At 62.4% G+C, this 12,916-nt stretch carries 11 protein-coding genes; 6 read left to right on the top strand and 5 right to left on the bottom strand.

Features of this window, described 5'->3' with window-relative positions; genetic code table 11:
- Positions 1-7 precede the first annotated feature (7 nt).
- The gene (locus WJM78_RS00885) at positions 8-1,408 is read left to right on the top strand and encodes a peptidoglycan DD-metalloendopeptidase family protein (RefSeq protein ID WP_339012721.1); all 1,401 of its coding nucleotides are present in this window, start codon (positions 8-10) and stop codon (positions 1,406-1,408) included.
- Positions 1,409-1,522: 114 nt separating this feature from the next.
- Here WJM78_RS00885 and WJM78_RS00880 read toward each other — a convergent pair whose 3' ends face one another.
- The gene (locus tag WJM78_RS00880; RefSeq protein ID WP_108536507.1) at positions 1,523-2,173 is read right to left on the bottom strand and encodes a Qnr family pentapeptide repeat protein; all 651 of its coding nucleotides are present in this window, start codon (positions 2,171-2,173) and stop codon (positions 1,523-1,525) included.
- An 89-nt stretch (positions 2,174-2,262) separates the two neighbouring features.
- On the opposite strand from WJM78_RS00880, the gene WJM78_RS00875 reads away from it, so the two are divergent.
- A complete protein-coding gene (locus WJM78_RS00875) occupies positions 2,263-3,270 on the top strand; it encodes a substrate-binding domain-containing protein (RefSeq protein ID WP_339012718.1) in 1,008 nt (335 codons plus the stop codon).
- 113 nt (positions 3,271-3,383) lie between these two features.
- Positions 3,384-3,773 (top strand): nuclear transport factor 2 family protein, encoded by a 390-nt coding sequence (locus WJM78_RS00870; RefSeq protein ID WP_339012715.1) that lies wholly within the window; start codon positions 3,384-3,386, stop codon positions 3,771-3,773.
- Here WJM78_RS00870 and WJM78_RS00865 read toward each other — a convergent pair.
- The 4 genes from WJM78_RS00865 to WJM78_RS00850 form a co-directional block, all read right to left on the bottom strand.
- The gene (locus tag WJM78_RS00865; protein ID WP_339012713.1) at positions 3,762-4,454 is read right to left on the bottom strand and encodes an AraC family transcriptional regulator; all 693 of its coding nucleotides are present in this window, start codon (positions 4,452-4,454) and stop codon (positions 3,762-3,764) included. The genes WJM78_RS00870 and WJM78_RS00865 overlap by 12 nt on opposite strands.
- A 139-nt stretch (positions 4,455-4,593) precedes the next feature.
- On the bottom strand, positions 4,594-5,235 hold the full coding sequence (locus tag WJM78_RS00860; RefSeq protein WP_339012710.1) for a bifunctional 4-hydroxy-2-oxoglutarate aldolase/2-dehydro-3-deoxy-phosphogluconate aldolase: 642 nt from the start codon (positions 5,233-5,235) through the stop codon (positions 4,594-4,596).
- Positions 5,236-5,244: 9 nt separating this feature from the next.
- Entirely contained in the window at positions 5,245-7,041 is a 1,797-nt protein-coding gene (gene edd / locus WJM78_RS00855; RefSeq protein WP_339012707.1) for a phosphogluconate dehydratase, read from the bottom strand.
- On the bottom strand, positions 7,038-7,547 hold the full coding sequence (locus WJM78_RS00850; RefSeq protein WP_108536511.1) for a gluconokinase: 510 nt from the start codon (positions 7,545-7,547) through the stop codon (positions 7,038-7,040). The genes edd and WJM78_RS00850 overlap by 4 nt, the downstream gene beginning before the upstream one ends.
- 245 nt (positions 7,548-7,792) lie before the next feature.
- Between WJM78_RS00850 and gntU the strand changes: the two genes are divergently transcribed.
- The 3 genes from gntU (at position 7,793) to recG (ending at position 12,889) form a co-directional block, all read left to right on the top strand.
- The gene (gene gntU / locus WJM78_RS00845; RefSeq protein ID WP_339012702.1) at positions 7,793-9,133 is read left to right on the top strand and encodes a gluconate transporter; all 1,341 of its coding nucleotides are present in this window, start codon (positions 7,793-7,795) and stop codon (positions 9,131-9,133) included.
- Between the two features lie 146 nt (positions 9,134-9,279).
- Complete coding sequence (gene pssA, locus WJM78_RS00840; protein WP_212514019.1) at positions 9,280-10,629, top strand: CDP-diacylglycerol--serine O-phosphatidyltransferase; 1,350 nt, start codon at positions 9,280-9,282, stop codon at positions 10,627-10,629.
- 190 nt (positions 10,630-10,819) lie between these two features.
- Positions 10,820-12,889, top strand: a complete 2,070-nt coding sequence (recG, locus tag WJM78_RS00835) for an ATP-dependent DNA helicase RecG (RefSeq protein ID WP_042033900.1) — start codon at positions 10,820-10,822, stop codon at positions 12,887-12,889.
- Positions 12,890-12,916 lie beyond the last annotated feature (27 nt).

Genomic DNA, 12,916 nt, shown 5'->3' with positions numbered 1-12,916 from the left:
CTTCCCCATGCGGGGATGCGAAGTTATTTCAAACAAAACCAGTCGCGTCGGCCAGTTGGCCGGCGCGCTGTTTTTTTGCCTGTGGTTTATCGCGGGCAACGCCTGGGCTGCCAATCAGCAGCTCGGCACCATGCAGTCCCAGATCAAAGAGCAACAGAAGAGCATCAAGCTCAGCAAGCAGGAGCTGGCCAAACTCAACACCCAGCTCAAGGCCGATGAGCAGGCCATCTCGGCGGCCGCCGCCAAACTCAACCAGACCAAGCAGCAGTTGAAACAGAACCAGCAGAAGCTGGCGACCCTGCAAAAAGACAAGCAGGCACTGGAACTACAAGCAAAATATCAGAAACAGTTGCTGGCCAAGCAGGCTGAAAGCGCCTTCCAGGCGGGCAACCACGATTACCTCAAACTGCTACTCAATCAGCAGGACCCGGCCAAACTGAGCCGTTCTCTCGATTACTACGACTACCTCAACAAGGCCCGTATCGAGGCCATCGACGCCCTGCGTGTGACCCACACCAAGCTGGCCAAAAACCAGCAGGCCACCAAAGAGACCGAGAGCAAGCTGCAAGCCCTGCTAAGCGAACAGCAGGAGCACCATCAGGCCCTGCTTGCCAGTCAACAGAGCCGCGCCAAAGTACGCAACCAGCTGCAGCAATCGGTACAAAACGACGAACAAAAGCTGACCAAGCTGGTCAAGGCAGAGAAAGCCCTGAAAGCCCGGTTGGAAGAGCTGCGTCGCCAGCGGGAAGAGCAGGAGCGCCGTGAACGGGCCGAGCGGGAGCGGCTGGCCAAGCTGAAAGCCGAGCAGGAGCGCCAGCGCCGTCTGGAGGCACAGCGCCTGGCCGCCGAACAGAAGCGGATTGCCGAACAACAGCGGATCGCGGCACAGCAGCAGAAAGTCGGCGAGCAGCAACGGCTCGCAGCCCAACAGCAGAAAGTCACCGAACAACAGAACAGGGTAGCGGAGCAGCAAGCCGCCGCGCGGAGCACCAAGCCAAGCAGTGGCGGCTACGGCGGTCTCAGCACCAACGGCAGCCTGCGCTGGCCAGTGCAGGGCCCGATCCTCATCTCCTACGGCTCACCCCGCACCGCAGAGCTCAAGTGGAAAGGCACCCTGATCGGTGCCAGCGAAGGGACCCAGGTCAAGGCGGTCGCACCGGGCCAGGTGGTTTACGCCGACTGGCTGGATGGCTTCGGCATGCTGCTGGTGATCGACCACGGCCGTGGCTACATGAGCCTCTACGGTCACAATCAGTCGCTGCTGCGTCAGGTGGGTCAGAGCGTGGAACAGGGCGAACCCGTGGCACTGGTCGGCGACAGTGGCGGCCAGGACAGATCCGGCCTCTATTTCGAGATCCGCTATCAGGGTGAAGCCATCAACCCGACCAAGTGGTTAGCCAAACGCTGACCCCGCACACTCGATGACCACAAGCCTGCATGACGCAGGCTTTTTTGATCGTCGCCGACGGCCCTGTCAGCGGCATAGAATGACGGAAATTTACCCCGTTTTCGCCTGCTGGGATCAGGGGAAGACGATGAGGCCGAGTTGTTCGAGCAACCCCTGCTGCTGCTCTTCATTGATCTGCACCCCGTCCAGATTGACCCGACGCAGATCCAGCCCCGGCAGGTCGCACTGGCGCAAATCGCAGCCCTGCAGGTTGAAACTGGTCCACTCTATCTGGCCAAACGCTGAGCCGCTCAGATCGGAGCCGGCCAGCGAAGCACCCAGCAGGCTGGCTCCCTGCCAGCGATTGCCGGTCAGCTCGCAGCGCTCCAGCACACAGCCATCGAAGTTGGCGTAGCTGAAGTTATTGCCCGTAAGATGCGCTTCGCAGAAGTAGCTCTTGATGGTGATCTGGTTGGCGAAGCTGGCTCGGGCGAAGTTGATGCCCATGGCCTGGCAGTCACGCATCTCCAGCCCCAGACACTGGCTGCGGCCAAGATCCGCCAGGGTCAAATCACAGCGAAGGAAACTGGCCTCCCGCAGATCGCAGCCCTGCAGCTGGCAGCCCAGCTCGCGCTCCCGCTCGTAAAAACTGCAGTCGACGAAGCGGCTCTCGCTCAAATCCAACCAAGAGAAGTTGCAGTCGATAAAGCGGCACTCCGTGAAACACTCTCCCGCCACATCCTGCTGCTCGAAACGCGTCCCCTCGAAGCACTTGCCCTTGATCATGCGAATAGTCTCCTGCCGATGGCGTCATATGCTGACTTTGTTAAACAAAAACGGTAATGTTACCTGTAACATTTTTGCCGGATCCCGAGATGAACGATACCCGAAAGCGCCGCCCTACCCTGCAGGACATAGCCAACCTGACCGGGGTCACCAAGATGACCGTCAGCCGCTACCTGCGCGATCCGCAGGCCGTGGCCGAGGGCACCCGTGAGCGGATCGCCGCCGCGGTGGAGGAACAGGGCTACATCCCCAACCGGGCACCGGACATTCTTTCCAACGCCACCAGCAGGGCGATCGGCATCCTGATCCCCTCGCTCTCCAACCAGGTCTTTTCCGCCGTGGTGCACGGCATTGAGTCCGTGACCCGGCCTGCCGGCTACCAGACCCTGCTCGCTCACTACGGCTACAGCCCGGAACGGGAAGAGGAGCAGGTGGCCTCCCTGCTCTCCTATCACGTGGACGGCCTGATCCTCTCCGACAGCCAGCACACCGAGCGCACCCGCAAGATGATCGCCACCGCCGGCATTCCGGTAGTGGAAACCATGGATCTGCCGCAAGCCCCCATCGACATGGTGGTCGGCATGGATCATAGAGCCGCCGCCCGGGCCATGGTAACAGAGATGCTGCGCCGGGGCCGACGCAAGGTGGTCTATCTCGGCGCGCGGCTCGACGTGCGCACCCAGCTGCGGATGGAGGGTTACTATCAGGCGATGACCGACGTCGGCCTCACCGGCCAGCATCTGCTAACCGAGCAATCTTCCAGCTTCACTCTGGGTGGCCAGCTGCTGGATCAGGCGCTGGTGCGCTATCCCGACCTCGACGGTCTCTTCTGTACCAACGATGACCTGGCGGTGGGCGCCCTGCTGCAGTGTCAGGCCAAGTGGATCCCGGTGCCCCAGCAGATCGCCATCGCCGGTTGCAACGCCCTCGACATCGGCCACGCCATGACCCCCAAGCTGGCCAGTATCGCCACCCCGCGGGAAGCGATAGGTCGGGAGGCGGCCACCATGCTGCTGGCACGTCTCAACGGCCAATCCCAACCCGATACCCGCAAGGATATCGGCTTCTCCCTCTATGTCGGGGAAAGTCTGGGCTGACCCCCAGCCATCATGGCGTGTTTAACCGCTATGATGGCGCATCCTGCAACCTCTTATCACCATCCTCTGCTCTATGCTGGCCCGGCATTACAGCCACATTTCAGGAGCATAAAATGAACAACACCGAACGATTGCAAGCCTGCCTGCAGCGCGTTGTCTGCGATCCTCGGTTTACCCTGGCCGAGCTCGACCAGTGGTTCACACCGGATTACAGCCAGCAGGTGAATGGCGAGCAGCTCGACTACGCCGCCTTTCGCCAGCACATTGCGACGCTGAGAGATCATCTGGCCGAAGCCACCATCGAGTTTGTCGCCACCATCGCGCAAGGGGACAGGGTGCACTCGACCCATGTGGTACGAGCCACCCGCCACGATGACGCCCCGCTGGTCTGCAAGGTGAGCGGTCTCTTCACCTTTCGCGACGGCAAGATCTGCCAGACCGACGAGGTGACCTGCCTGCTGAGCGGCAGCGAGCAGGATGCCGACATAGGTTCACGACGCTGAGTCGCGCCCAGCGAAACGCTGGAGCGCGCGGGAGAAGGTGGCGGGATCTTCGTAACCGAGCAGGTCGGCAATCTGCGTCGATGTGAATCCCTGATACTGCAACTGGCGGGCCCGCCCCATCACCACCTGCTCGCGCCACTGGCGGAAGGTACAGCCCAGTTGCTGGAGGAAAAGCCGGTTGAGGGTGCGCAGCGAAGCACCGCAATCCACGGCCAGCTCGGCAAGCGTGGTGTTGATGGAGGGCGCCTGACAGAAGCGCTCCAGCACCCGCAGCAGGCGCGGGTCGAGGTTGGCCGCCAGCGCAGGCTGGGCCGCTTGCGGGGCAGCTCGCGCCAACTCGTGGCCAATCACCGTCAGATAGGCCTCCCGCTCGGCCCCCTCCTCCAGCTCGCCGAGGCGGGCAAAGAGGCCGGCCAGCAGCGGTGTCACCTGCCGCAGGCCAAAAGGGGCTGATACGGACGATGGGGTATAGATAAGCGAGAGGCGAGAGTGGCGCAGCACGCGAAATTCGTGCTCCCAGCCTGCCGGAATAAAGCAGAGCTGGCCGGCAACCAGCAGCTCGCTGGCAGCACCGCCGGTGATAACGCCGCCACCGTCGTGCATGTAGCAATACTGAGCCTGTGGATGGCAGTGCAGCGGAGTGAAGTGCCCTTGCGGGCAGAAGCGATGGAGAAAAGACATATCGGCCAGCCGGATAAGAAACCGACCACGACCATAAGGGAGCAGACGGCACCCTGTAAATGGCTTTTCCGCCGTCAGAATGGCCAAAAGAAGCAGGCCACCCGAGGGTGGCCTGTTTGGTTTTCTGCACAACTGAGGCTTAACGTTTAACCAGCTCAACCGCTTCGCGGGAGAGGCGGGTCACCTCTTCCCAGTTGCCGCTCTTGACCGCATCGGCCGGCAGCATCCAGGAGCCGCCGACGGTGGCCACGCACTTGAGCGCCAGATAGTCGGCCACGTTTTTCGGGCCGATACCGCCGGTGGGGCAGAACTTCACCTGGGGCAGCGGAGCGGCAATGGCGGAGAGCGCCTTGGTGCCGCCGTTCGCTTCAGCCGGGAAGAACTTCAGGTGGTCGTAGCCCGCTTCCAGCGCCTGCATCACCTCGGAAGGCGTGGCAACACCCGGGATCAGCGGCGCGGTACTCTTGGCCGCGTAGGCCAGCAGCGCCGGAGTCATACCCGGGGAGATGACGAAGCGGGCACCGGCAGCGACGGCAGCGTCAAACTGCGCGCAGTTGAGCACGGTACCGGCACCGACCATGGCGTCCGGCATCGCCTTGGCGATGAGGGCGATGGCGTCGAGCGCCACCGAGGTGCGCAGGGTGATTTCGAACACCGAGATGCCGCCAGCCTGCAGCGCCTTGGCCATCGGCAGGGCCTGATCCAAGTCGCTTATGACCATCACGGGCACCAGCGGAGAGGCGGCAAACACCTCGGCAGGGGTCACTTTCCAGTTCTGCATAACTCTTCCTTAATCAAAGATGGTGGCGCCGCACTCGGCGCTCGATACCGCGCGACGCATCACGCTGAACAGTTCACGGCCCCACCCCTCTTGTTCCAGAGTGAGGTCAATCTCGGCCTGGGTACGGCCACTCAAATCGGTCAGGCAGTCGAGACAACCAGTCACCGCGTCCACCCGCAGCAGATCGCCATCTTGCAACAGGCCGATGGCCCCGCCGTGCAGCGCTTCCGGGGTGACGTGGATGGCGGCCGGGATCTTGCCGGAGGCACCGGAGAGACGGCCATCGGTAACCAGCGCCACCTTGTGACCCGCCTTCTGCAGGTTGCCGAGCACCGGCATCAGCTTGTGCAGCTCCGGCATGCCGTTGGCGGCCGGGCCATTGTGACGCACCACGATAACGGCGTCCTGATTGAGATCACCCGCCTTGTAGGCCGCTTCCACCGCATGCTGGGAGGAGAAGACCCGGGCCGGGGCTTCAATCACCCGATACTCGGGGGCGACGGCAGAGACCTTGACCACGGCGCGACCCAGATTGCCCGCCAGCAGCTTGGTGCCTCCGGTGGCTTGGAATACGCTGCCAGAGGGTGAGAGCACGCTCGCATCGCTGCTTTCGCCCACCGGCTGCCACACCAGCTTGCCATCGAACAACGCCGGACGGCTGAGGTAATCCTGCATCTCGCCAAACACCGGGGTGGCATCCATGTGGATCAGCCCCTCTTGCGCCAGACGGCGCATCAGGCCGGGCACGCCGCCCGCCTGTTCGAAGGCGTTCACATCGGCCGGGCCGTTCGGGTACATGCGCACCAGCAGCGGCACCACGTCCGAGAGATCGCTGATGTCGTCCCAGGTCAGGTGCAGGCCGGCGGCCCGTGCCAACGCCACCATGTGGATGCTGTGGTTGGTGCTGCCGCCAGAGGCGAGCAGGGCCACCAGACCATTGACCAGGGCACGCTCGTCCAGCACCTCGCTCAAGGGGCGGTAGGCGGGAGAGCCCGGGATCATGGCGCTGATGCGGCGGGCAGCCTCTTCGGTGAGAGCGTGGCGCAACTCGCTGTGAGGATGGACGAAGGCAGAGCCCGGCAGCATCAGGCCCATGGCCTCGAACACCAGCTGGTTGGTGTTGGCAGTGCCGTAGAAGGTACAGGTGCCCGGTGCATGGTAGGCACCGCACTCCATCTCCAGCAGGGCGTCGCGACCCACTTCACCGGCGGCGTACTGCTGGCGCACCTTCACCTTGTCATCATTGCTGATGCCGCTGGCCATGGGGCCCGCCGGCACGAAGGCGGTGGGCAGGTGCGCGTGGGAGAGCGCCCCCATGATCTGGCCCGGGGCTATCTTGTCGCAGATGCCGAGCAGCAGGGTGGCGTCGAAGGTGTTGTGAGAGAGCGACAGCGCGGTCGCCTGAGCAATGAGATCGCGGGAAAACAGGGACATGTCCATCCCCGGCTGACCCTGAGTCACACCATCACACATGGCCGGTACGCCACCCGCCACCTGAGCGCTGTGGCCCAGTTCGGCCAGTGCCGCCTTGATGATGTCCGGGTAGCCCTGATAGGGCTGATGGGCGCTCAGCATGTCGTTGTAGGCAGTGACGATGCCGACGTTGGCGCGGGTCATGTCGAGGATGCGACCCTTCTCGTCACTGCTGCAGGCAGCCACGGCGTGCGCCAGGTTGCCACAGGCCAGCGCGGCGCGGGTCTTGCCCTGCTCTGCCTGACGCTGGATACGGGCCAGAAAAGCCTGGCGACGGGCGGCACTGCGCTCGCGAATGCGGGCGGTGACGCTGGAAATAACCTGATGGATCATTGGGCTTGCTCCAATGCTGTGACGGCCCTATCAACCACCTGTTCGAAGGTGCCGTCTATGTCGATGTGGAATACACCGGCCTCGCCATCCGGGCGCTCCAGGGTATCGAACTGACTTTGTACCATGGTTTCCCGCATGAAATGGCCCTTCCGTGCCCGCATCCGTTCGAGGATAAGCGGCTGATCACCATCCAGAAACAGGAAATGCACTGAGTCATTGCCCTCGCGGATCTGGTCACGGTACTGCTTCTTGAGGGCCGAGCAGACGATGACGCCCACCTCGTTCTTCTGCTCCAGGCTGTAAGCCGCGTCGCGGATCCGCTCCAGCCAGGGGGCGCGATCCTCGTCGTTGAGGGGCTTGCCGCCAGCCATCTTCTGGATGTTGGCCTTGGGATGCAGATCATCACCATCGATGAACTTGGCCCCCAGTGCCTGGGCCACCTTGAGGCCAACGCTGGACTTGCCGCTACCACACACACCCATCACAATAATGCTCTTGCCCGCCATTGTTTGACCTCTATCCCATTTTTCAAAAATCGTGCTGCTGATGGGTTCTAACTTATCACGTTACCGGTAACATGTTACCGGTAACAACAAGAAATGTGAAGTCTGCCACAGACTGAGCGAACTCACAGTCACCTGGGCAAGCAAGCTTGAGCCCTGGCCATAAATCTAAATAAATCATAAAGATATGGTCTGCCAACGGATCGGCAGGGTGTCGATACTGAATCTGGAACAAGGAACGCACAACAATGTCTGACCTATCCCTGATCATGACGGCCGCCGGCTCCATAGTGCTGCTGCTCTTTCTGGTGATGAAGGCCCGCCTGCACGCGGTCGTCTCCCTCATTCTGGTCTCCATGGTGGCTGGCCTCGCCGCCGGCATGAACCCGGCCGAGATCGCCAACACCATCCAGAAAGGGATGGGCGGCACCCTAGGTTTCGTGGCCGTGGTGGTGGCGCTGGGCGCCATGTTCGGCAAGGTGATGGAGGTCACCGGCGCCCTCGACCGGGTGGCCCATACCCTGCTCGGTACCTTTGGCGTCAAGCGCGCCAACTGGGCCATGTCACTGACCGGCTTCATCTGCGCCCTTCCGCTCTTCTTCGACGTGGCCGTGGTGCTGCTGATCGGGGTGGCCTTTGCCATCGTCCGCCGTGGCGGCGGCAGCGTGGTGAAGATAGGCATAGCGCTGCTGGCAGGCATCGCAACCTGCCAGGCGTTCCTTATTCCGGCGCCGGGCCCCATTCTGGTGGCATCTCAGCTGGGGGCCGATTTTGGCTACATGATACTGTTCGGTCTGATCGCCGCCGTACCAGCCCTGATCCTGGCGGGACCACTGTTCGGGGAACTGATCAGCAAGGTGGTGGATGTGCCGCTGCCCGCAGATGCCCAGAACAGTGCCCACGACGACTGCAAGACCCTGCCCTCGTTCGGGCTGGCCATGGGCCTGATCGGGCTGCCGCTGCTGCTGATAGGCCTCAAGACCATCGTCGGCCGCTTCGTCGAGGCGGGATCCACCCTGCACAACTGGCTGGAGTTCATCGGTCATCCCTTCACTGCCATCATGGTCGCCTGTCTGGCCGCCTTCTACCTGCTGGGGGTGCGTCGCGGCATGTCCCGTGACGAAGTGATGAGCGTCTGCAACAGCGCCATCCAGCCAGCCGGCGTCATCATACTGGTGACCGGCGCCGGTGGCGTGTTCAAGCAGGTGCTGGTTGATTCCGGAGTAGGTTCAGCTCTCGGCAACATGCTGGCAGATTCCGGCCTGCCCATCGTCGCGCTGGCCTTTATCCTGGCGGCCGCGGTGCGGGTCATTCAGGGTTCCGCCACGGTCGCCATGCTGACCGCCTGCGGTCTGGTGCTGCCGATGCTGGAGCCGCTCGGGCTTAACGGTGCCCAGCTGGCCGCCGTGACCATCGCCATCGGTGGCGGGGCCATCGTCCTCTCCCACGTCAACGACTCCGGCTTCTGGCTGGCCAACCGCTATCTTGGCCTCTCCGAGAAGCAGACCCTGCAGACCTGGACAGTGATGGAGACCATCATAGGCACCACGGGCGGCGTCATGGCGATGATCATCTACAGCTTCCTTTGAACATAACCGCAGTCAAAAAGGCCTCCGATGTGAGGCCTTTTTCATCTTTATGACGATTCTTTCTTTGGCTAACAGGTCGAGGTTGCTAGAATCGCCTATCCATCGCTCCGAGTGGAACGCTTAACGCAGTGATTTCAGGTTTCTCTATGCATTCATCGGCACATTATCGACAACTGTTGGCTCGTCTGCCCCAGATCGCCGTCGCCGCAGATCAGTTTCAGGTGCTCAATAGCGCCAGGGACTTCAAGAGCCGGATCCTTTCGCTCATCGCCAGCGCGACACACCGCATCTATCTGGTGGCCCTCTACCTGCAGGATGACGAAGCGGGACGGGAGATACTGTCCGCCCTCTACGCCGCCAAGCAGCGCAACCCGGCTCTGGACATCAAGCTCTTCGTCGACTTCCACCGTGCCCAGCGCGGTCTGATCGGCAAAGGCGAGCAGGGGGGTAACCACCTGATGTATCAGGACATGGCTGCCCGTCACGAGCACCAGATCGCCATCTACGGCGTGCCGGTGAAGGGGCGCGAGCTGCTCGGTGTGTTGCACCTCAAGGGCTTTATCTTCGATGACACCCTGCTCTACTCGGGTGCCAGCCTCAACGACATCTACCTGCATCAGCAGGATCGCTACCGTTTCGACCGTTATCACCAGATCACCAGCCCGGAGCTGACCTGCTGCATGGTCAACTATGTGGACGATCTCTTCCTCAAGAGCGAAGCAGTGCAGCGACTCGATCGCACCGACATTCCCACTGCCAAGCAGCTGAAGGGGCCGATCCGCCGCTTCAAGCAAAGCCTGCGAGTGGGCCAGTACCGCTTCGAGAGCATGCCGGTCAACAGCCAGGAGATCGCCATCACCCCGATGACCGGGCTTGGCAAGCGGGGCAATCAGCTCAACAAGATGATTCGTACCCTGGTGCGTGCCACCGAGCGGGAGATCTTCATCTGCACCCCCTATTTCAACCCGCCCAAGGAGTTGAACAAGGACATCGAAGCCCTGCTCAAACGCGGTTGCAAGGTGAGCATAGTGGTGGGCGACAAGACGGCCAACGACTTCTTCATCCCACCGGAGGAGAGGTTCACCACCATAGGCGGCCTGCCCTATCTGTACGAGACCAATCTGCGCAAGTTTGCCGAGCGCAACCAGCATCACATCGATGCAGGCCGTCTCAACCTGATGTTGTGGTGCTGCGAGCGCAACTCCTACCACCTCAAGGGGATCTTCGTGGATGACGAGTGGGCGCTGCTCACCGGCAGCAACCTCAACCCCCGTGCCTGGGCGCTGGATCTGGAGAACGGCCTGCTGGTGTATGATCGTCGCCATCACCTCCGCGCCCAGTTCAATGGGGAGCGGGAGAACATACTCTCCAACACCAAGCGGATCAGCCACTTCGATCAGATTGAGCAGATCAAGGACTACCCGGAACAGGTGCGCAAGCTGCTGGCCCGGATCCACAGGGTCAAGGCTCATATCCTGCTCAAACGCATCATCTGACGCCGGGGCGCATCCCGCCCGCAAGCCGCGACAAAAAAGGCCTCCCGTTTTTCGGCAGGCCTTTGTCACATATGGCCACCGCCTTTTTGCAGCCGCCCAACCGCCCTGCTCACTGCAACGCGGCTTGCATCGAGCCATCAACACCCCCTATCATCTGGACATATTTACAGTGTTTTCGGGCATCTAATTGATGAAATTGGATAAAATCTCCCTCGACAGCCTCAAGGGCGTCGGCAGCAAGATGCAGGAGAAACTCGAGCGACTGGGGCTGGCGACGGTACAGGATCTGCTGTTCCACCTCCCCCTGCGCTACGAGGACCGTACCCAGGTGTGGCCCATTGGCGATCTGCCACCCGGGCTGCACGGCGCCGTCGAGGGCGAAATCCAGGATACCCAGCTGGTGATGGGGCGTCGCCGCATGCTGGTCTGCCGCATCAGCGACGGCACCGGCACCCTCACCCTGCGCTTCTTCAACTTCACCGCCGCCCAGAAAAACAGCCTGGGCCAGGGCCGCTTGATCCGCTGCTTCGGCGAGGTGCGCCCCGGCAAATACGGGCTGGAGATGGCCCACCCCGAGTACAAGCTGCTCGGCGAAGAACAAGCTGGCCAGACCGAAGAGGCGCTCACCCCCGTCTACCCGACTACCGAAGGGCTGCGCCAGCTCACCCTGCGTAACCTCACCGATCAGGCGCTGGCTCAACTCGACCTCTATGGCGTGGAAGAGCTGCTGCCCGCCGGACTCTATCCCCAGCAGATCGAACTGGCCGCCGCCCTGCGTCTGCTCCATCGCCCGCCCCCCTCGGTGGCGCTGGCGCTGCTCGAAAGCGGCCAGCACCCGGCGCAGCAGCGACTGGTGCTGGAAGAGCTGCTGGCCCACAACCTCTCGGTACTGAAAGTCCGCGCCCAGGCGCAAACCCAGCTGGCTCGAGTCCTCAAACCGGCGCCAGCGCTGGTCGAACAACTGCTCGGCGCCCTGCCATTCACGCCCACCGGTGCCCAGAACCGGGTGGTGGCGGAAATCGGCCAGGACCTGCAACGCAGCTACCCCATGATGCGGCTGGTACAGGGCGACGTGGGTTCAGGCAAGACGCTGGTCGCAGCATTGGCGGCGCTGCAAGCCATCGGTAACGGCTGCCAGGTGGGACTGATGGCACCGACCGAGCTGCTGGCCGAACAACACGCCATCAACTTCGGCAACTGGCTGGCACCGCTCGGCATCGGGGTCGGCTGGCTGGCTGGCAAACAGAAGGGCAAGGCGCGAGAAGCTCAGCTCGCCGCCATTGCCGATGGCAGCGTCAAGATGGTGGTGGGCACCCACGCCATCTTCCAGGAGCAGGTGGTGTTCCAGCGCCTTGCCCTGGTCATCATCGACGAACAGCACAGATTCGGGGTGCACCAGCGCCTCGCCCTGCGCGAGAAAGGGGAGCGGGAGGGCGTCCATCCCCATCAGCTCATCATGACTGCCACCCCCATTCCCCGCACCCTGGCAATGACCGCCTATGCCGATCTCGACACCTCCATCATCGACGAGCTGCCACCAGGCCGCACCCCCATCACCACGGTCGCCCTGCCGGACAGCCGTCGCCAGGATGTGATAGATCGAGTCAAGCTGGCCTGTGAAGAGGGCAAACAGGCATACTGGGTCTGTACCCTGATCGAAGAGTCCGAGGTGCTGGAGTGCCAGGCCGCCGAGGATACTGCCGCCGAGCTGCAAAACCAGCTGCCCGGCCTGCATATCGGGCTGGTACACGGCCGGATGCGCCCTATCGAGAAGCAGCGGGTAATGGAGGAGTTCAAGGCGGGCATACTGCAGTTACTGGTCGCCACCACCGTCATCGAAGTGGGGGTGGACGTGCCCAACGCCAGCCTGATGATCATCGAAAACCCGGAGCGGCTCGGGCTGGCCCAGCTGCACCAGCTGCGTGGCCGGGTCGGTCGCGGCTCTGTGGCCTCCCACTGCGTGCTGCTTTATCATGCACCCTTGTCGAAGACGGCCCAGAGCCGGCTCGGGGTATTGCGGGAGACCAATGACGGCTTCCTGATCGCCCAGCGCGATCTCGAGCTACGCGGCCCGGGGGAACTGCTCGGCACCCGCCAGACCGGGTTGGCCGATCTCAAGATCGCCGACCTAGTGCGCGACCAGTCGCTCATCCCGCAAGTGCAGAAGATGGCGCGCTTCCTGATGGACAGACACGGCTCTCACGTGGACCCCTTGATCCGCCGCTGGCTCGGTTTACGGGATCACTATTCCAATGCCTGACCAAGGCAAATGCAGAGGATGGGCACA

Source organism: Aeromonas popoffii (assembly GCF_037818705.1).
Taxonomy (GTDB): domain Bacteria; phylum Pseudomonadota; class Gammaproteobacteria; order Enterobacterales; family Aeromonadaceae; genus Aeromonas; species Aeromonas popoffii.
The sequence above is the reverse complement of the archived record's forward strand: the minus strand, read 5'-3'. Positions and strand labels throughout refer to the sequence as shown.